Source organism: Paenarthrobacter aromaticivorans (genome assembly GCF_019038615.1).
Classification (GTDB): domain Bacteria; phylum Actinomycetota; class Actinomycetes; order Actinomycetales; family Micrococcaceae; genus Arthrobacter; species Arthrobacter aromaticivorans.
Window position 1 is genome coordinate 37582 of sequence record NZ_JAHOPC010000015.1, and the last position, 20238, is coordinate 57819.

At 61.2% G+C, this 20238-nt stretch carries 16 protein-coding genes and 2 pseudogenes; 5 read left to right on the forward strand and 13 right to left on the reverse strand.

Annotated elements, in window-relative coordinates; translation table 11 throughout:
* Positions 1-143 precede the first annotated feature (143 nt).
* From KSW38_RS19680 to KSW38_RS19695, 4 genes and pseudogenes are all read right to left on the reverse strand, one after another.
* Positions 144-950: an IclR family transcriptional regulator gene (locus tag KSW38_RS19680; RefSeq protein ID WP_216926642.1), complete on the reverse strand. Its 807-nt coding sequence runs from the start codon at positions 948-950 to the stop codon at positions 144-146.
* A gap of 117 nt (positions 951-1067) precedes the next feature.
* Positions 1068-1411, reverse strand: a pseudogene (locus KSW38_RS19685) (transposase); the annotation flags it as partial.
* A 573-nt stretch (positions 1412-1984) separates the two neighbouring features.
* Entirely contained in the window at positions 1985-3592 is a 1608-nt protein-coding gene (locus KSW38_RS19690) for a phytoene desaturase family protein (protein ID WP_216926644.1), read from the reverse strand.
* Positions 3589-5100 (reverse strand): aldehyde dehydrogenase family protein, encoded by a 1512-nt coding sequence (locus KSW38_RS19695; protein WP_216926645.1) that lies wholly within the window; start codon positions 5098-5100, stop codon positions 3589-3591. Before KSW38_RS19695 ends, KSW38_RS19690 begins: the two co-directional genes overlap by 4 nt.
* 138 nt (positions 5101-5238) lie before the next feature.
* Between KSW38_RS19695 and KSW38_RS19700 the strand changes: the two genes are divergently transcribed.
* Positions 5239-5535, forward strand: a complete 297-nt coding sequence (locus tag KSW38_RS19700; protein WP_216926646.1) for a hypothetical protein — start codon at positions 5239-5241, stop codon at positions 5533-5535.
* Positions 5536-6053: 518 nt separating this feature from the next.
* Here KSW38_RS19700 and KSW38_RS19705 read toward each other — a convergent pair.
* The 8 genes from KSW38_RS19705 to KSW38_RS19740 all read right to left on the reverse strand — a co-directional run bounded on the left by KSW38_RS19705 (position 6054) and on the right by KSW38_RS19740 (position 15909).
* On the reverse strand, positions 6054-6218 hold the full coding sequence (locus KSW38_RS19705) for a hypothetical protein (RefSeq protein WP_216926647.1): 165 nt from the start codon (positions 6216-6218) through the stop codon (positions 6054-6056).
* Between the two features lie 220 nt (positions 6219-6438).
* Complete coding sequence (locus KSW38_RS19710; RefSeq protein ID WP_216926648.1) at positions 6439-7212, reverse strand: SDR family NAD(P)-dependent oxidoreductase; 774 nt, start codon at positions 7210-7212, stop codon at positions 6439-6441.
* Between the two features lie 19 nt (positions 7213-7231).
* Positions 7232-8068: a mycofactocin-coupled SDR family oxidoreductase gene (locus tag KSW38_RS19715; RefSeq protein ID WP_216926649.1), complete on the reverse strand. Its 837-nt coding sequence runs from the start codon at positions 8066-8068 to the stop codon at positions 7232-7234.
* A gap of 52 nt (positions 8069-8120) precedes the next feature.
* Entirely contained in the window at positions 8121-9518 is a 1398-nt protein-coding gene (locus KSW38_RS19720; RefSeq protein WP_216926650.1) for an NAD(P)/FAD-dependent oxidoreductase, read from the reverse strand.
* A gap of 250 nt (positions 9519-9768) precedes the next feature.
* Positions 9769-11718, reverse strand: coding sequence for an acetate--CoA ligase (locus KSW38_RS19725; RefSeq protein WP_216926651.1), 1950 nt, complete (start codon positions 11716-11718; stop codon positions 9769-9771).
* 593 nt (positions 11719-12311) lie between these two features.
* Positions 12312-13784 (reverse strand): aldehyde dehydrogenase family protein, encoded by a 1473-nt coding sequence (locus KSW38_RS19730; protein WP_216926652.1) that lies wholly within the window; start codon positions 13782-13784, stop codon positions 12312-12314.
* Between the two features lie 38 nt (positions 13785-13822).
* Positions 13823-14656, reverse strand: coding sequence for a mycofactocin-coupled SDR family oxidoreductase (locus KSW38_RS19735; protein WP_216926653.1), 834 nt, complete (start codon positions 14654-14656; stop codon positions 13823-13825).
* Between the two features lie 71 nt (positions 14657-14727).
* Positions 14728-15909: a PucR family transcriptional regulator gene (locus KSW38_RS19740; RefSeq protein ID WP_216926654.1), complete on the reverse strand. Its 1182-nt coding sequence runs from the start codon at positions 15907-15909 to the stop codon at positions 14728-14730.
* A 227-nt stretch (positions 15910-16136) separates the two neighbouring features.
* Between KSW38_RS19740 and KSW38_RS19745 the strand changes: the two genes are divergently transcribed.
* The 4 genes and pseudogenes from KSW38_RS19745 to KSW38_RS23885 form a co-directional block, all read left to right on the forward strand.
* Positions 16137-17294, forward strand: coding sequence for an epoxide hydrolase family protein (locus KSW38_RS19745; RefSeq protein ID WP_216926655.1), 1158 nt, complete (start codon positions 16137-16139; stop codon positions 17292-17294).
* A gap of 292 nt (positions 17295-17586) precedes the next feature.
* Positions 17587-17973, forward strand: a complete 387-nt coding sequence (locus tag KSW38_RS19750) for a hypothetical protein (protein ID WP_216926656.1) — start codon at positions 17587-17589, stop codon at positions 17971-17973.
* A 13-nt stretch (positions 17974-17986) separates the two neighbouring features.
* On the forward strand, positions 17987-18334 hold the full coding sequence (locus KSW38_RS19755; protein ID WP_216926657.1) for a DUF4286 family protein: 348 nt from the start codon (positions 17987-17989) through the stop codon (positions 18332-18334).
* A gap of 246 nt (positions 18335-18580) precedes the next feature.
* Positions 18581-19323 (forward strand): annotated as a pseudogene (locus KSW38_RS23885) (IS30 family transposase); the annotation flags it as partial.
* Positions 19324-19364: 41 nt separating this feature from the next.
* Here KSW38_RS23885 and KSW38_RS19765 read toward each other — a convergent pair.
* Entirely contained in the window at positions 19365-20207 is an 843-nt protein-coding gene (locus KSW38_RS19765) for an HpcH/HpaI aldolase family protein (protein WP_216926658.1), read from the reverse strand.
* Positions 20208-20238: the final 31 nt, after the last annotated feature.

The following is a 20238-nucleotide window of genomic DNA, read 5'->3' on the forward strand; positions in this document are numbered from 1 at the left end:
TCCCGGGCTCGGAGCCTCTGATACCCAGCCCTCGTGCGTGGCCCTGTACGCCTTTGCGAAAGCTCGGAGGAAAAACTACAATTCGTGCAAGCTCGCGCGACGAGCACCTCGACACAGGTCGCCCACGACTGCCTTGAGTTTCATCAAGCCGGGAGCGACTCACCGATCTTTGACGCACCCGTTTCAAGAATTCGAGCTATCTCTTCAGCCTGGCTCGGCTCGAGCCTTGAGGGCGGCGCTGCAATCGCCAAAGCAGCCCTGGCGCGCCCTTTGCCATCACGAATCGGCACCGCGACTGAGTGCACTTCTGGCTCGCTCTCACCGAAGTTCGTGGCGAACCCGGTCTCACGGACTAGCTGCAGGTCGGCATCTAGTTCCTTCCGCGTATTGATCGTTCTCTCCGTCAGCTTCGGCAGGGTAGCTGTCCCAAGGACCTCTGTGAGCTCTTGTGAGGATAGGTCCGCCAGCATCACCTTGCCGGAGGAGGTGCAGTAAGCGGGCAGCGTCATTCCAATCCGGGACCCCACACGAAGCGAGCGGGTACTCTCAATGGAGTGCAGAAAGTAAACATCCTTCCCACGAAGCTCGGTGAGATGCACGGTCTCATTTAGTTCATCGCGAATCTGCTCCATGACAGGCTGGGCGACCGTGCGCAGATCCAGGTTCTGCACGATCGCGAACGAGATGCGCAGCAGTTGCGGCCCGGGCACGTAGGCCCGCGTGTCCTCGTCCTGCACCACGAAGCCGCGATACTGCAGCATCTGGATCATTCGATGCGCAGTGGAACGCGCGACACCTAGCAGACGACTCGCATCTGATATGCGTACGGACTTGCGTTCGCTGAACATCACGATGAGCCTCAGCGCGTTATCGACAGAGCCGATCGGATAGTTCGGCGTGTCGCCGGACGCCTCGTCCACCAGCGCTAGGGCGGATCTTGATTCACTCACAGTGGTCTCCAAATTCTGCTTGGTGGAACATCGTTCAATCAGACTGTACCAGTTCCCCGGGTCAGGCGAACCAATTGCTTCAAGCGGCGCTACGGTCCAAGGATCCTTCTGTGTTTGTCAAACGGGGCTAGGTGTTGCCTCGGCAGCATTGAGCACGCGGTGGATCTGGCGGGCCACGTATCGCCTGAGGCAGCGGCGGATCTCCTTTGTTGTGTGGCCGTCAGCACTCCATTTTTCGACGTAGGTGCGGGGCGCGGGTCGTGAGACATGCGGGTGATTGTGGCAGTGCTTGATGCTCTGTTGAGGCCCCGATCGCCCCTGCGGTTGAGTCTATGGCGGATGGTGTTTCTGGAGGAAGCAGGGATGGGGCTTGTGCCGGCAAGGGCGGCGAACACGGCTTCGGAACGAACTCGTCCGAGGTGGGACCAGGCGGTCAGCGCGATTGCCGCGGTCATGGGCCCCGACGCCGCCGTCATCCCTGCGGGGAGGCGCAGTTCGTAACGGCCGAGGGCAGGAATGCGGAGGCAATGCGGTGGGCGTCCAAAGGATCGGACTTGCCGATAACGCGGTCGGAGCGGGCGTTCATCCGCGCGGCCTCGACAACCTGGTACCCGACGTGCGTGACGGTGCGGGCCAGGCGACAGCGCGACCCATTCCTGCGGAAGTGACACGGAGCTGCTCCGCAGCCATCACCTCCCACCGGCTGCGCCGCCACGCGGCCGGTGCGAGGTCAGCCGCAGCAGCATCGGTTGGCTTTCGGTGCCAGCAAAGGTTCCGTCCTTGACAATGACGCGCTGGGACACCGAGAGGCGAACACAATGGAGGCCGCGTTTCTCCGTGGGCCGCGTAGCAGGGGTACTGGCCGTAGACCGTCCCCTGCTACCCAGGCTGCCGGGACTCCTGCGTCCAGGACGCGGAGCATGTCCATGGCCGCCACGCAAATATCATCGCCCACCGCCAAGGATTAACACATCCGCATGCTCGAACACAGACTAAGCGCCCCGACCGCAGAGAAAATAAACGCAACTGCAGTACTAGTCCCTAATCGACTCGAGGGCCGAGCGGGCGTCCACCGGAGTCCACCAAGGTGTCAACCCGAGATCCTCAGCGATGACTTTGGCCGAGATATAGCCTCCCCCGCCTGAGATAGCCCCGCCGGGGTGGGTAGGCGATCCCGCCATATAAAGCCCCTCGATAGGCGTGCGGTAGCCGAAATGGTTCCACATGGTCTGGTCGCCGGCGAAAGAAGCCATGAAGATGTCCCCTTCCACCATGTTGGTGATGTCGCGACTGTAGTCGTGCGCAGTGTGCACGTACTTATGCAACACGTTGTCGGGTGTGAGGTTGGGTGCGTACTCCCGCCATTTGTCCATGATTTTGTCGGTAATCTCTTCTTTCATGGACTCGACGTTCTCAGGAGCACCTCCTGGCGCGTAAGGCATCGCGAGCCACGCGTATGCGGTTGCTTGGCCGTCAGGGGCTTGGGAAGGGTCGAACTGTGTGATGTGTCCTGTTCCGAACGACAAAGGGTCGGGCACCCGCCCCGCTGCTACCTGGGAGTGGAGCTCGAACAGTTCATCGACCGACTCGCAGCCGATGTTGTACTTCAGCGCACGGTTGATGTTCGGGTCGAAGTCGGCGCCGATGTAGGAGGGCTCTTCCTTGAGCGCGAGGTGCAATCCGAACAGTGTCCACGCGGTTTGCTTGAATTTCTTAACCTTCTCCTGGTAGTCAGAAGGCAGCTGGTCGAGGCCAACCAGGCGATTGAAGGTCTGCGGAACATCGATCGTGCTCGCGACGAACTGGCGCGCGCGAAGTCGCCGGCCATCGGCGAGCTCGACACCCGTCGCGCGATTGTTGTCAACGACGATCCGGTCGACCTGTGCGTGATTGATGAACGTACCTCCTGCAGCGATGAACGTCTCCATCAACCCACGGGCAAGGTTCCAGCTCCCCCCGACGGCCACCTGGTATCCGGCCGCAAGATCAAATCCTCTGAGTGCCGCACCCATCGGGCTACGTTCCGACACCGCGTCATAAAGCACCGTACCGAACAGGGAGAGCTTAAAGAGCATCAGGAGCCGCACACGCTCGTTCTCGAACAGGTTGTTCATCAGGTCGATCGGTTGATGCTCGATGATCTCGAGGAAGTCGCGCCCGAGCTTCGAAGTCTCCAGGAGTGCGGTGCGCTCTGCCTCTGGCAACGGTTCGGAGAAGCGCTCGGGAAGAAAGATTGCGTTGCTGATGGCATCGGCGCGCTTATTCCAGTCGCGGAAGACTTCAGCATCCTTCTGCGAGAAGCGGCCGATCGAGGCGATGGTTTCCTCCGCGTCACGGGAGAAAACGAGGGACGTGCCGTCAGCGTGAGGCTGGGCGAAGTCGTATCGCGGAGTAGCGTACTTGACCTTCGCGCTAAGCCCCAGATCCTTATACCAGGGAGTCTCGGTGAGGTTGAAGTGATTAATCGAATGCGGGTTCTGGTAGAAGCCTGGGGGGCCCGGCTGAATGGTGCTGAGGCCTCCCCCGAACATCATCCGTCGCTCGAGGACCGCGATCTTCAGACCTTGCTTGGCGAGATAGCTGCCCAGCACCAAGCCGTGTTGTCCCGATCCGATGATTATTCCGTCGTACGTTTCGGTCACTTTCGAGCACCGCTCTCACTATAGTTGATATATACATTCTTCTGCTGGGCATACGAGTAGAACTCTTCCAAGCTCTCCTCGCGGCCAATACCACTGTCTTTCATGCCGCCGAACGGAGCGCCCGGCAAGTGCTGTCCGCTGTGGTTGACCCAGACGTATCCTGCTTGCAGGTCGCGGGTAGCAGCCATGGCGGTAGCCAGCGACGTTGTCCACACGCTCGCTGTGAGGCCGACGTCGAGGCGGTTAGCCTCTTCGATCACCTCGTCGTAGTCGTCGAAGGGCATCGCGACCACGATCGGCCCGAAGATCTCCTCGTTCACCAAGCGCGATCTGCTGCCCCCTCCATCGAAGGCGAACAAGGTCGGCCGGATGAAGGTGCCCACACTCGGTCTGTCCTCCAGGCCGCCTGTGACGAGGCGAGCGTTCGGATCGGCGAGTCCTTCCTCCAGGAAGCCGCGTACCGAATCGTATTGCTTGCGAGAGACGATTGCGCCGACATCGGATGCTGGATCGAGTGGATCGCCGACCTGCATCGCCTCCAGCTGGCGGCCCATGCGCTCGATGAATGAGCTCCAGAGACTGCGGTGGACATACACCCGGGAGGTCGAACCGCACGACTGGCCCTGCCAAGTGAAATTCATCCCACGCACGGCACCGCCAACTGCAGCGTCCAGGTCGGCGTCAGCGAATACAATCAGCGGATTCTTACCACCGAGTTCAAGGGTAACGACTTTGGCTCGGTTGGTCGCTGCAGAACGCTGGATCTGCAGACCCACCTCGACACTGCCCGTGAAAGCGATGCGAGGGACGTCGGGGTGGCGCACGAGCAGATCCCCGGCGTGGCTTCCGCGACCGGTGAGCACGTTGAGGACGCCCGGTGGGAGCACTTGCGCGGCGAGTTCTGCGAACCGCAGAGCGGACAACGAGGTCTCCGCTGACGGCTTAAGAATCACTGTGTTGCCGGTGGCAAGGGGTACGACTACCTTGGACGCGGCGAACATGAATGGGTGGTTGAAGGGCACGATCCTGCCAACCACACCAAAGGGCTGATGAATGGTGAAGTCCAGGCTGTCGCGCTCATCGGTGGGGATCGATTGTCCCTTCAGCTCCGTGGTCAGCCCGGCGAGGTACCGGATTTGCCGGATGCCGAGTGCGATGTCGCCGCGCATCATGCGGAGCGTACTTCCGTTGTCGACGGAATCGATCAGAGCGAGCTCCTCGGCGTGAGCCTCCAGGACCTGCGCGACTTGCAGGAGCAGATTTGCCCTCGCGCGGGGAGCCTTACGCGCCCACGAGACCTGCGCGGATCTTGCAACCTCCACCGCATGGTCTACGTCTTCGGCGGTCGCATCGGCGATCGTGCCGATCTGTTCGCCTGTTGCCGGGTTTATGACTGGAATGCGCTTGCCAGCGGAGGGAACGAACTTATTCCCGATGAATAATGACCAGTCGCGTGGGGGCCCGAGCGTTCCCGCGTCCGAGGGTGCGACGGGAAGGATGTCAGTCACTGTTTCCCCGATTCTGTTCTGTAATGCAGATAGGTAGTCGATCTAGAAGAACAATACGACCATATTTGGCGATCACCGCGACTGTCAAGTGTCCGCGTTGCCTCATTTGAAAACCTCCCGCGTGACGGAGTGGTGGGGGTGTTGACCGCGTATGCGGCAAGCTGTGTCGAAAAAGAAGGAGGCCTTGGCCCAGGGGGCGCGGATCGTGCGGGGAAGTCCTGGATTCTTGAAGCGCTGGTGAAATGGACCGGCTGGCACGGCGACTGTTTCAGGGTCGCGCTGCGGGAGGCTCTGGTGTTGAAAATCCCTAAGCCCACGTCGGCCAGGCTTCTGGCCCCTATGCTGCCGGTGCTGGTGCAACTGCTGCGCCGAGATGGGGAGCTTGAGCTCAGCGATTATCGACCGGAAGACTGGCGGGGAACGGGCGAAAACTGATCCCGCAGGGACGGTCCCAGACCAAGCCGGGACTCTGCTCAAGCCCCAGATTTCGATCCACACCCGGCCCAACGAGACGGTCGCCGTCCCGGGGTTCGAGGAGATCGATCTGGTCGGTCACCAGATGGCAACAGCTTCGGTGAATTCTGCTGAACCTTCACGGTGATCGATATCGCCACCGCGTGGACACTTGCCAAACAAGGCCGCCAGATGGGTCTTCGAAGCCTTGGAGCACGTCACGGCGGTGTCCCGTCCCGATCATCGGGATCGATTCGGATTAGCTCGGACGACGGTTCGGAGTTCATCCACCAGCTCCTGATCAAACTACTGCCGCGCCCGTCAGATCACCTTCATCGGGTCTCGGCCCTGGAACAAGAACGACTGCGCACACGCGGAGCAGAAAAATGGTCCCGGGTCCGGGAGCTGGTCGACTAACTGCGCTTCGACAGCGCCGCTGTTCTGGCCGACCTCAACGAAATCTGGGCGCTGGACAGGGTATTCACCAGTTATCTACTGCCTCAGCAGAAGCTGGTCTCCAACAGCGCCACGGGGGCGAGGTCGCCGAGAAACACGACGCATTCGCCACGCCTCACCAACGCGCGGTCAGGCACGAAAGGATGCGCAAACGCTTGGTCATCCACATGAAAGCCGCCTTCAAAAAGATCAAACCCAGGCAGTCTCACGCCACATCCTGGCTCTGGCAGCCGACCTGGAAACCCTGCCACTGGCAAAGAAGCCCGCCCACGTTCAACCAGTCGCCCTTGGAACAACTGAGATCAGGCGGAGGTATCTCACTGGGGCAAGAGGGTGTGGCCCGTTACTGATCTATTGAGCGACATGCAAGGGCGCAGCGGAGCGCTCTCTCCGGCTCCAGGCTCCACTGCGCCAGTCGCTGGTCTCGGGTCAGTGGCTCACAAGACCGCCGTCGACGATCAGTTCTTCGCCGGTGACGAACTTGGATTCGTCAGAGGCGAGATATAGCAGCGCGTAAGCAATATCCTGCGGTTCGCCCACGTGCGGAGGCAGTGGCACGTAACCCCTGAAGATCTCCCCAGCGGCCTCGCGCGTAGGTATCCCGTTCAGCACAAACATCGGCGTAAAAATCGGACCAGGGTGCACAGAGTTTGAGCGGATGTTGTCTCCCGCGAACCATTGGGCAATGTGCTTCGTGAGCGAGCGCACAGCGCCCTTTGAGGCGCTGTAAGCGGCGCTGCCACCGTCTCCCGCGAACCCGCCCACAATACCGGCGACAGACGAGACATTCACGATGGATCCGCCCCCTCCAGCCTTCAGGTGAGGGATGACATGCTTGGCACCTAACCAGACACCGGTGATGTCGACTCCCAGAACCCTATTCCACTCGTCGAGTTCGGTCTCCAGAACGCCCTTGGTAATAATGATGCCCGCGTTGTTCACGAGGATGTCGATCGAACCGTAGGCCTCGAGTGTTCGAGTGACGGCGTGGTTCCACGAGTCCTCAGAGGTCACATCCAGGCGAACAGCGATTGCGTCGCCACCGGCCGCCTTTATACTGTCAACGGCTTCCGCCAGATCGGGTTCAGAGATGTCGCAGAGGACGATGCGGCCGCCTTCCGCAGCAAAGAGTTGTGCTGCGGCTAGGCCCAGGCCTTTCGCCGCTCCCGTGATGATGGCTACTTTCCCTGACAATCGTGTCATGATATTCCCTTTCCTTGTCCTATTTGATTACGGCGCCGGCATCGACGGGCAGCGCGACGCCTGTGATGTAGCGTGCCTCGTCCGAGGCAAGAAAGAGCACCGCGTTCGATATGTCCACGGGCTCAACCCATGGGACAGGAATGGCATTGAGCGACTGCGATGCCGGGCGGAAGTCCTCGATCGTGGGATTCTCAAGATCCGGACGGAAGAGCCGGTACATGCTGTCATTGAGGATCATCTCGGTACTCACCTGCGTGGGGTGGATGGTGTTCACGCGGATGAAATCTCCGGCGAGCTCGAGCGCGAGCGTGCGCATCAAGCCCACGAGGCCGTGCTTCGCCGCGGAGTAGTGCGCCGCGCGCGGGAAACCCCGAAGCCCCGCGGCAGAACTTATGAGCAAGATTGACCCGCCGCCACCACCGGCCTTGATGTGGGGGATCGCCGCCTTCGCGCTGTGCCAGGCGCCGCTGAGGTTAATGTCGATCATCGTTTGCCACTGCTCTTCGGGGAAATCCTCGCCAAGATGTGTTAGGCCGGTGATGCCCGCATTCGCGACAACGATGTCGAGTCGTCCCAGTTCGGCCACGCCGGCATCCACCGCTGTTTTGAGCGCGTCGAAGTCGCGCACGTCTGCCTTCATGGCGACGATGCGCCGACCGAGTGCCTCGACCATCCGAACGGTTTCATTGAGGTCTTCCCCTGTCGCCCCGGGAGCCATGTTGTCCGGGATCTCGGCCGCGATATCCACCGCGATGATGTTCGCACCCTCTTCCGCGAGACGGATGGCGTGACTGCGTCCTTGCCCTCGCGCCGCTCCGCTGATGAAGGCGACTTTGCCCTCGACTCTTCCTGACATGTCTGGTTTCCTTTCGTCGTACGGCGTTTCTAAAAGCGTCTCGCGGCGAGCTTCAGCCCTTGCCCAGCGCTCCGAGACGATCCCAGTCTTCTTGGATCCTCTGTCGCAACTCAGGATCGGAAAGCCACTCGCCACCGCGCACGAGGTTGCCCGTTTCCTGGAATTTCAAGGACACTTCGGGCTCTTCCGTCGCCAATGCGAGGACACGGTCGGTGTATTCCGCTGCCTCCGACTTGGTTCCTTCCTGAACGACTCCGTCGATCTCCACGCCCGGGATGGAGTAGTCCGCATTCGTGGAGAAGTTCCAGCACAATTGGATGATGGAGTCGAGATCCTTCTGAAAGTTCTCTGCTAGTCCGTCTAGCGTCGTTGCTCCGTCGTCCTGGTATGACCTGAGGGCCGTACCCAGCTTTCGAGCGCCGATCGCGGCGGAGCTCATGCCTTGGCCGTAGACGGGATTGAGTGCCGCAGCCGCATCCCCGAGGACCACCAGGTTCTCGGGCCTGGTAGGCAGGTTCACATAGTCGCGGAGGCGACCGGCGGTATTCGTCCACGACTGAATCGGACCGACGACCTCAAATTTCTCGACGATGTCGAGGAACTCGCTCGACTCGAAGCTACCGAGGAAATCCTTGAAACCTTCGATATCGCGGGGCGGATAGTCGCCGGCGCACCCTTGCGCGGTCATGACGACGAGATTGTCTTCGTGCTTGACGACACATCCTCCCCGTGTGGCCGCGGGACCATCGCCATCGATCCTTGGCGCGATGAGCATGGAGGAGTAACCCGGATCCCAATCCTCCGGAACCTTGAGATACATCGTCGTGTAGCCCCAGTGGGCATCGACGACTGTCTCCTTCGGTCGCGGATAGCCCGCTGCTTCCAGCCAGTGGGGGGTGAGGGAAGGGCGACCGCTTGCGTCGACGACGAAGTCGCCCCGAATCTCGCCGGAGGACTCGCCTTCAGTGAGCACACCTACGGCGTGTCCGTTCTCGATGATTAGTCCAGTTGCTGTGGTCTTCTGCACCACTTCGACGTTCTCAAGTTCGCGGAGTTTGCTGCGCAGATACCACTCCAGCAACTGTCGAGTCGCGCGCAATTGCCGCATGCCGGACTGCTGGCGAGGGAACCACCCACGCTTGGAGCGGTATCGCAACACCTGTGAGGGGTCGACATGCGGTGCACCGCGTTCGGTGAGATCCTTGGTCAAGCCCGGGAAGAGAGCTTCCAGGTTCTCGAGGCCGGCCGCCGTCAGGGAGTGAAACTGGTAGCTGTGCGGTGCACCCGTTCGGCGTCCGGGCTCTTCAGGCAGCCGGTCGCGATCGATGATGGTGATTTTATCGAAGTACGGTGCGATTGCGGCGGCAGTGGCACTGCCCGCGATGCTCGCTCCGATGATGACAGCCCGACCGTACCTCGGGCCGATTTTTGTCTCATTGGTCTCTGTCATGATGGCTCCATAAGTTGATGTGGGGTCTGCGACTCGCTCGCCTGGCCAGTCCTGAGGGAAAGCGGCGAACTCAGCGAATGCGGATTCGAAGACATTGCAACCGATCTGGTTGGGGTGCGGGAATCCGCTGCTCGGCAAGACGCGCTGTTGCGTGACGCTGGTTCATATCGGCGGTCATCCTCTTGCTCCGCTTGGTGGCATCTCGATTTCGGGATTTCGAGATGGGATCTTCCGTGTCGCGATGACCAGATCATCGAGACACGGCCTTTGTGTTGGTCGTAACGGCGGCTTGCAACGCCTGCAAGACGTCGGAGTCATCGAGGGTCGCCGGCACCGTTAAGCCATCACCGTTCGCGATCTCCCGCAACGTCTTGCGGAGAACCTTGCCCGAGCGCGTTTTCGGAAGCCTTGGCACCACGAACAGATCCTTGAATGACGCGACCGGTCCAATCGTGTTGCGGACCAGGTCGACGACTTGGTCCCTGAGCGCCGCATCATCACTGGTCTCAAGTCCTGCTTTCAATGTGACGAAGGCACACGGTCTTTCGCCCTTGAGTGAATCGCGTACCCCGATCACCGCGGCCTCAGCGATGGACGGGTGGGTGAGCACAGTGTCTTCAAGCTGGCCTGTGGACAGGCGGTGTCCGGCGACATTGATGACATCGTCGGTGCGCCCCAGGATGAAGACGTATCCGTCTTCATCAATCATTCCCCCGTCGCCCGTGGAGTAATAGCCGGGGAAGGCATCTAAATAGGCCTCTTTGAAACGCTCTTCGCCGCTCCAGAGGGAGATAAGGGCTCCGGGCGGAAGTGGTAGCTTCACCACGATGTTCCCCGCGGTCCCAGCCTCGCAGCGGGAAGCGCGGCCGTCCACAACCTCGACCTGGAAACCCGGGATGGGAACGGTCGCTGATCCGGGCTTGACCTCTAGGAGCCCAAGGCCGCGGGGGTTTCCTACGATCGGCCAGCCGGTTTCGGTCTGCCACCAGTGGTCGACGACGGGAACGCTTAAGGCCTCAGCCAGCCAGTGGTAGGTTTCGGTGTCTAAGTGCTCTCCGGCCAGAAAGACCGCCTCGAGGCTGGACACGTCGATTCCGCCCAGCAACTCCAGTTCGGGGTCGGTGCGTCGGATCGCGCGAATCGCGGTGGGCGCTGTGAAAAGCGCCTGCACTCGGTACCGTTCGATCACACGCCAGAAGGCCGCGGCGTCAGGGGTGCCTACCGGCTTGCCTTCGTAAAGCACCGTCGTGGCGCCGACGATAAGCGGACCATAAACGATGTAGGAATGTCCAACCACCCACCCGACATCGGATGCCGTCCACCAGACGTCTCCGGCATCAATCCCGTACACGTTGCGCATGCTCCAGGCCAGTGCAACGGCGTAGCCACCACTGTCCCGTACTACGCCCTTCGGTCGCCCCGTCGTCCCGGAGGTGTACAGAACATATAGCGGATCGCTTGCGGATACAGCTACGGGCGCCGCCGGCTGAGATTGGGCGATTTCGCTGTTCCAGTCGAGCCAGCCCTCTCCCGCCACACTGTCCAGTCCGATGGCGTTTCCGGGCACCTCCGCGCGTTCCTTGACGATCACGGCCTGGACAGTACCTTGCTTCCCGTTGCTCGCAAGGGAAAGAGCCCTTCGAAGAATCGGCAGATATGCAATCGGCCCTGAAGGTTCGATCCCGCCTGATGCGGTAATGACGAGATTTGGGCGGGCATCGTCGATCCGCGCGGCGAGCTCGGGTGCGGCGAAACCGCCGAAGATGACCGAGTGGACGGCGCCGATCCTCGCGCATGCCAACATCGCAACGACGGCTTCCGGAATCATCGGCATGTAAATGATGACGCGGTGCCCGCGTGCTGCGCCATGCCTGCGCAGCACATCCGCGAACCGCGATACCTCATCTAGCAGTTCGGAATAGCTGATTCGCCTGCGCTGACCCGTCATTGCTGAGTCGAAGATGATGGCATCCTGAGAGCCGCGGCCCGCCTCGACATGACGATCGAGAGCATTCCACGAGACGTTGAGCTCACCGTCGGCGAACCATCGATAGAACGGCGCGCGAGTGTCATCGAGGATCCGCTGCGGCGGTCGTACCCATCCAATGTCCTGAGCTGCCTCGCGCCAGAATCCCTCCGGATCCTCGACAGAGCGTGCGAATTCGTGCTCATACGTACTGTGCGCTTGGGGTGAAGTCACAAGCTGGTCCTCTCTCGCGGACGCAAGGTCCGCTGGATTACGGAAGAAACGCAGAGCCTCAGTTGAATGGGGCCCAAAGCACGGCCGCAACACCTCTGGGCCGGTGTGCCCACCTTGTAACGCTCATCGTTTCAACCACTCAAACTTCATCGTTTGCGGCGCTCAACAACTACCGATTGAAGAATAGCGTTCTGCAACATCGGATGTCAATCTGTATAGCAGAATTATCGCGCTGTTTTGAGCAGGGCCCAATCGTCAGCAGCAGCGGCCCTACGCCTGTCGCGTTGATGCGTGCAAGACCGGCGGGACCGGTCTGTGGGCGCGGCGATCATCCGGCAACGGGGATACGTTCCCACCAGGGATACGATCGTCGGCGCGAGGACTCTGGCGAAGCGCCCGTCGCCGGCTCGGCCGCATCGACGAGCACTCGCCGCCTGACGGGACCGATCTGGAGATTTCCCCGAGTCCGTTCTGAGTTCGTTTGGAATATTGAGTGACACTGGGCATGGGAGAACGGTCGTCAGCCCTGCTGCTCTTCGTCTTCGAATCGATCGTTGACGTCGAGGAACAGCAGGCTGACGATCGTTGACGCGTTAGAGTGCGATCCACACGTTCTTGGTTCGGCTGAACAGCTGGAGGCCCTCAAGGCCGCCGATGCGGCCGACACCGCTGTCTTTTCCGCCGCCGAAGGGGATCGACGGGGGTAGCCCGCCGGCCCCGTTGATCCACACCATCCCGGTGTCGAGCTCGTTCGCCAGACGGTGCGCGCGGGTGATGTCAGACGTCTGTATGTACGAAGCCAGACCGAACTTCGTGTCGTTCGCGATTGCGACGGCTTGCTCCTCATCGGAGAACCGGACGACCGAGAGAACCGGGCCGAAGACCTCGTCTTGGGCGATCTCCGCGCGTGGATCCACGTCGGCGATGACGGTAGGCTGCAGGAAGTACCCGTCGGCGAACTCGCCGCCATACCGGGCACCGCCGCTGATCACGCGACCGCCGCTCGATGTCTTGGCACGATCGATCATTCCGAGGATGCGATCGACCGCGGCCTGATTGATCACCGGGCCCAGCGTCGTCTCCGGAGACACCGGATCGCCGACGCGATAAGTGTCCTCGGAGCGCTCCTTCACCAAAGACACGACATCGTCAAAAACCGCATCCTCAACCAGGAGCCGGGTGCCGTTCACGCAACCTTGGCCGGCGTTCTGGAAGCTGTAGCGAACGGCGGCAGCAGCGGCGCTCTCGAGATCAGCATCGGCGAAGATCAGGTTGGGCGACTTGCCACCCAGCTCCAGGCCCACCGGTGTGAGGTTCTCAGCAGCCGATTGGAGTATCCGCGTTGCGGTTCGTCCGCTGCCTGTGAAGTGGATCATGTCGATTCCGGCATGCGATACGAGAGCGGCGCCGACTGCTGCACCGCCCGGAACGACATTGACCACGCCTGCCGGGATGCCCGCCTGAAGCGCCAACTCGGCAAACCTCAACGAAGTAAAAGGCGTGAGTTCCGGCGGCTTCACGATCACCGTGTTGCCGGCGGCCAGGGCCGGTCCCACCACTGTACCAACGCTGAAGAGGGGACTGTTCCACGGGATGATGATTGCGACAACGCCGTGCGGCTCACGCACTGAGTAGTCGAATGCGGCGACCGGCCACACGGGATGGACTTGACCGACCAGCTTGTCAGGCCACCCGGAGTAATACTCGAGCACATCCACGACCGAACTGGCGTACCGGCCTGCGGAAACGATCGGAGTGCCGTTCTCCGCAACCTGTATAGCGGTGAGCTCCTCGATGTTCGCTTCGACCAACTTGGCAAGTTGCCACAGCAGCCGACGCCTCACATTCGGTGGCGTGTCGCGCCATTCTCGGGCTGCGCTCCGGGCCGTCGCGACGGCGTGATCCACGTCGTCAGGTCCGGCCAGAGGTACCTCAATCGTCGGGCGGCCGGTCGCGGGGTAGATGTGCTGGTGCAACCCCCCATTCACCGACCGAGGTCGGCCCTTGCCTATAAGGGGCAATGGGTCCGGGAACAGTTCAGTGGGGGCGTCTTTGATGATGGTCATAAACTTCCTCTCAATGTATGTCGTGTGATGACCGACGGCTAGAGAACACTCGCGCCGAGATCGACCGGCAGCACGGCGCCGGTAATGTATCGACCTTCCTCGGATGCGAGGAAGAGAATCATGTTGGACACGTCGATCGGCTGGATCCAAGGGATGGGCCAAAGGTTGATTGTCGCGTACGTGCCTATCGCGTCGTCGAGGGTGGGGGCCTCCAGGTCCGGCCGGAACACTTTGTACATCATCGGATTATCGAGCATCGGCGTCTCGACGTTGGTGGGACTCACCGCGTTCACCCGCACCCGGTACTCCGCCAGTTCGCGAGCAAGCGACTTGGTGATCCCGAGCACGCCCCATTTCGAGGCGACGTAGCCGACGCAGCCTCGGGCGCCCTTCATTCCGGCGAGCGAACTGGTAATGACCATTGATCCGCCCGTCCCTTGCTCGATAAAGTAGGGGGTTGCTGCCTTCGTGGTATTCCATACGCCAGTGAGATTGGTGTCGATCATCGTGCGCCACTCTTGGTCGCTCCATTCGTGCGAGAGCTTGCCCGAGTTGGCGATCCCGGCATTCGCGAGGACGATGTCGACCTTTCCGAAACGCTCCACCCCCGCCGCCAGAACACTGCTCACGGACTCGTAGTCACGGACGTCGCCGACGCCGGCATGCATCCGGCGCCCCACTGCCTCGACCTGTCGCACGGTTTCGGCCAGATCCTCGCTGGTGGACGCCTCATAGTCGAACCCGGTATTGGCGCAGACGTCCAGCCCGATGATGTCGGCTCCCTCCTGGGCAAGCCTGACTGCATGCGAGCGACCCTGCCCGCGCGCAGCACCTGTAATGAATGCAACTTTGCCTTCAACGCGTCCAGTCATGTCCTTCGTCCTCTTATCTCGATATCAGCCACTCGATCCCGCGCGGCGTGCACGGGTGGTGGACAGTAGGGTCAGGAGACTCCGCGAATCGGGAGGCTCGGGGTGTCCAGCAATTTATCCGGCTCCTGCTCGACGGGATAGAGCAGGGCGATTCGCACTCCGATGATCGAAACCAACCGGTCCTCAGGATCCTCCCAGGACAGTCCATACCGCTCCTGAAGCCTCCGAAGTCTCGCGTACACCGTCGTGCGGTGCAGGTGGAAGTCGAGTGCCAGAGTGGTGGTGTCGGAGTCGCGTTCCAAGTAGCGCTGCAGAAGGCGGATAGTCGTGCGCGTCGATGTCCTGATGAGTTCGTTGACTCGCGGATCTATGCACCGGAGCGCTTCTTCGCGACCCAGCAGCAGTAGTGGCCGCCAGGCGCCGAGCGAGTCCCAGCACACGGTCCGCGCAGCGAGCGCCTCGCTGCGGAGAACCTGCAGCGCCAGGGTGGCCTCCCTGTAGGACCGATGCGCGTCCTCGAGCCGGTCGACCACTCCGCCAGCCGCGGCGATCGGTCGCTCGCCGGCCGCGTCCAGCGCTCCCTGCCGGATGCGGCGGAGCACGTGATCGCTGGAACCTCCCACGATCACCACGCACTGACTACCGATCCGGCCCCAAGCGACCTCTGCGTGAAAGAGTTGCGCCCACGTCGCTTCGGAGGAGGCCGCCCGGTTGGCGCCCGCGTCGATGATCACTACGCGATAGGCGCCGTAACCGACGCGCGCCCTCGCGGCGATCAGCTCGGCCGCAATCTCTCGTTCCGGCGGCTGCCCGGTCAGGAGGCTGGGAACGGCCTCCCGGACGCCGTTTCGCGTGATCCGGTCCAGTTGCAATTCGTTGCCGACAGCGTTGAGGTTCTCGCTGAGATCATCCAGAGCGGCGTAAGTGACGGCGCGCTCAGGATCGATGATGCACAGGTATCCGATCAGGCGGCCCTTTGCGTGTACCTTGACGAAGACCCGTTCAAGGAGACCGAGCGCCTCATTGGCGCTGACCCTTCCACGATCATCCGTCGATTGCATGGCAGTATCCAGATAGGCTCGCACCTCCGGCTTAGGCGGGCGGCGTAGGATCGCGTCCGCGCGTGAGGAGTCGATGAGGTGCGCCGGCTGGGAAGAGAAGGCCACGATGTTGAAGTGCGCGTCCAAGAGCGTGACCGGTGTGCTGAAGCGCGTGTAGAGCGCATCCACCAACTCTTGGTATCGCGGTGTCACGAGGTTTGCTCCTCATCGGCCGAGGGAATTTTACAGAACACTGATCTGCTGTACAGATCAAACTGTAGACCCACGCCGACGGAAGGGCAACCGGGCAAACCCTGCTGTGCTACATGTGTTGAAAGTCGGAGCGGACGGCCACCACGCGTGTCGATGCAGTATCTTCATAACCTAGATCCGACGACTGAGCCCTGAGGCTCGGCACTGACAGGGAGCTCTGAGTGCACATGGCGGAGTCCTCCGCGTTCATCACACCTTTCACCGTGAACATCTCCAATGGCGAAGTCGAAGACCTTCGGCGACGCCTCCGGGACGCGAGATGGCCTGACCAGCCCAGCGGGATCGGCTGGAGCCAGGGCACCGACCTCGGGTACCTGCGCGGACTCGTCGAGTACTGGAGATCATCCTTCGATTGGCCTGCGTTCGAAGCCCGGTTGAACTCCTACCCCCAGTACACGACCTTGATCGACGGTGTGAGTATCCACTTTTACCACGTACCTTCCGCTGTCCCCGACGCTCGCCCTCTCCTGCTTCTGCACGGTTGGCCGAGTTCGCCTTTCGAGTTCACCGGCCTCATCGACCGGCTTAGCAATCCGGTCGCCCACGGCGGCCGCTCCGAAGACGCTTATCATCTGGTGATCCCCTCTCTGCCAGGCTTCGGGTTTAGCGGGCCGACGACAATGACGGGTCTCACCCCCATGGGGATAGCTGATAGGTTCGCCGAACTTATGACTCGCCTCGGCTACGCACGGTTCTTCTCACACGGTGGCGACTTCGGCGCGATCGTCTCCGGCCATCTCGCCCGGCGCTACTCCGATCGCGTGATGGGTGTGCACCTGACCTTCCTCACTACCGCAGGACTGCGCCCAGAGGATGGGGAGCCGACGGCATTGGAGAAACGACTACACGATCAACAGGCCGCGTACGCACGTTGGGAAACGGGCTATATTTCGATCCAGTCGACCAAGCCTCAGACGCTCGCATACGGGCTCTGTGATTCTCCTGTGGCACTCGCTGCATGGTTAGTTGAGAAATTTCGCGCGTGGACGGAGAACGACGGCAATGTTGAGACTGGCCTCTCCCGGGATGAAATTCTCACTATCGTATCGACGTACTGGTTGACTGGGACTGCCGGTTCGGCGGCGCGTCTCTACTACGAGACCGGCGCCGCTGGCCAGTTCGGCCCTTCTCCCCATCGGATCGAGGTACCAACGGCTATCGCCATGCCGCCCTTCGAGCCGTATCGGACAACCAGACGAATGGCCGAGCACCATGCGAACATTGTCAATTGGGTCGATCTGCCAAACGGGGGGCACTTCTCGGCTTTGGAACAGCCCGAGTTAGTTGCTTCGGCGATTGCCGAAGGGCTACGGGACCTGGGGTGACGATGAAACCTTTGCTGCTCACCGGGGCGGTTACCCCGCGGCCAAGCGTTTCGACCCCCGGGACGATCGATGGTCGTGGTTGCTGATCCCGAATGTGTTGCTCAGACCATGTGAGGGCGTTCAAGCGGCTCGACATCAGCTATTAGCCTGACCACCGTCGTGCGTGCACGGATCTATCCTGCAGAATTGTGTTCTTCTAAACGGTCCCGTCGTGTTATGGTCGTAATCACAACGGGTCTCGGCGGGCGCCAGCGTTCAACGAGGGAGTTGAGAGTGATGCAGTATGCAATTAATGTCCGACCCAGAGCTCTCGCTGGAGCATTGCCGATCCTGCACGCGCAATGAGCGGTCCCCGAACGGTTCCCCTGGCGCCATCGACCGGGTCCGCCTTATTGCCGCAACCCTCGGAAGGGTGCTGGCGTTCGGACTGATGTTGAACATTCTGATCGACGTCAACGGCCGGCAATCTTCATCACCCTTTGCTCAGCATCCTCGATCTGACGTTCATCATGCTGTCCCTCGCCCGACGGCGACGAGTGGCGTGGGGTGCACACTGAGGATCACCGGCGTATTCAAAGGTGTCGTGCCGGTCATCGGCGCCGGCAACTTGATGCTCATCGCACTCGTCATATGGCCGGAAACCGCACTCTGGCTACCCGGACTATCCGCCTCAAAGTAAGGAAACCTGCAGCATGCCCATCCTGATCGTCAAGACCAAACCCGTACTCGGCAGCGAAGAGCAATACAACGATTGGTACGACGCGCAGCATCTTCCCGAGATGCTTGCCGTTCCCGGGTTCGTTGCTGCCCGTCGGTATCGCAAGTCGGTGACCCAGTCGGCCGGTAACACCGCGGCCGCCGATGATCCGCTGGAGTACCTCGCCGTTTACGAGATCGAGGGCGACCCTACGGTGGCTCTAGAGAATTTGGTGACTGCCGTGCGTGGAGGGCGCATCCACATGAGCCCCGCGAAGGCGCCCGAGCAGTTCGCAATCGTGTATGACGAATTGGGCGACTGGACGCGCTCGGACAACGCCTGACTGGCGGGCTATGGCGGTCGTTGCAACATCCTGATTGGGAGTTGCAACGACCGCGTCGTGTTTAACGGCCAAGCCCGCTAGGTGTCGGAGATATTCTCCGGAACAGAAGGATCAGTTCTTGCGCTTACTCGACCGGGTTCAGAGCCTGAGTGCCACAGCGAGGGAGTTAGGGTGTTCAGTGTGGTGACCTGTCATCAATGGATTCGCGAGGCAGGTTTTGACCCTGTGCAAGGTACGGAAGCACCCGCCAAACTCGCTGTTGAGCCGGACCTGCGTGACTACGTGAAGGACAAACTGCTCCCATGCTGGTCTTCGGAACAGATCAGCCACACGCTGCTCGAAGAGTTCCCCAGGAACCCGGTTGCGCGTGAGCCCAGAGACGATGTACCAGGCCCTCTACCCCCAGGACGCCGGAGGACAACGCACCCCACAGGTTCATCGACCCCAAGGTCATGATCTCCAAGCGTCCGCCCATGGTAGAGGATCGCGCCATGCCCGCCATCGTCAGGAAGGGGACCTCATCCCCGGGGCATACAACCAGTTGGCGATCGCAGCCCTGCTCGACCGCACGACCCGCTACGTGATGCTCGTCCACCTCCCGGATGACCACACCACTGAAACAGTCCGCGACGGGACTCATCAACACCATGGCCGTCCCACCGGCGCACCCGCGAGGATTCCGGACCTTGGACCAGGCCCGGAAATGGCCGGACATAAATCCTTCACCCTGGCTACCAACATGCAGGTTTTCTTCTGCGACCCCGCCAGCACCCTGGCAACGCGGCTCAAACGAGAACACCAACCGACTACTGCGCCAGTACTTTCCCCAAAGGCACAGATCTGTCCGTCTACGGGCCTGAGGCCTAGAACACGCCGCCCAGGAATTCAGCGGACGCTCACGCAAAACGCCCGACTGGAAAACCCTAGCCGAGCGTTTACGTGATTTACTACTAACCCACCTAACCAATAGGTGTTGCAACGATCCCTAGAAACCGCCACTGCTCGTCAGGACCGACGCGGCCCGTCTCGGTCAGCGCTTCTTAGCGGCATAATCACGAATTGCGTTGGCTGTGTCTTCGCTCCATTTGGGTAGGCAGAGGAAGTCCATCCCTTCGTCGATAGCCTGAAAGACGTCGACCGCTCCGGGTGTGCCGATCGGCACACCCGCAGCCTTGGCCGCCTCGATGACCTTTCGGCGATAGGGGTCAAGCTTGGAGTCGGCGAGGTTGAAGTCGCGTACCCCAAGGGTCATCGCACCGTCTGCGGGTCCCCAGATCAAGGCGCCCACGCCGGGCACGGCGAGGATCTCATCGATCCGTTCCCAGGCCTTGACGTTCTCCACAAGCAGCAGGAGGGTGAGCTCCCCGGACTCGGTGAGGGGCCACAGGTCGGCCCGCTCTATATACTCTGGCACCGAGATACCCCAATAGCGCGACGAATGGGTGGGCAGTGCTCCGCGCACACCTTCCGGCCCCTTGCCACCCGGTCCTTGGGGGTATCGCATGGCCGAGACGGCAGCGACGACGTCCTCGGGATCAACTACCTGAGGAACAAGAATGCCGAAGGCGCCGTAGTCCAACGCCTGCTTGGTAACCCACTGGTTGCGTTCCGCGGCATTAGGCGAGACCCGCACGATGGGAGATGCCGGGATCGGGCGCGCCTGCGCGAGCCTTCTGCGGCTGATCAGCCACTGCATCGTCTGGCCGAGATCCGGCATCGAGAAGCCGGTGTGTTCCATATCGATGATGGTGAAATCTGCTGAAGAGTCACCGATCATCCGCGCCGTTAGGTAGTCCGCGTTGCTGAACCACCCGCCGACCGGAAAACTCGAGGACTCCGTGAGCCCATGGATCAAACCGTTTAAGTGCACCATCGATGCTCGCTTCTTTTGAATTCGGCTTCGC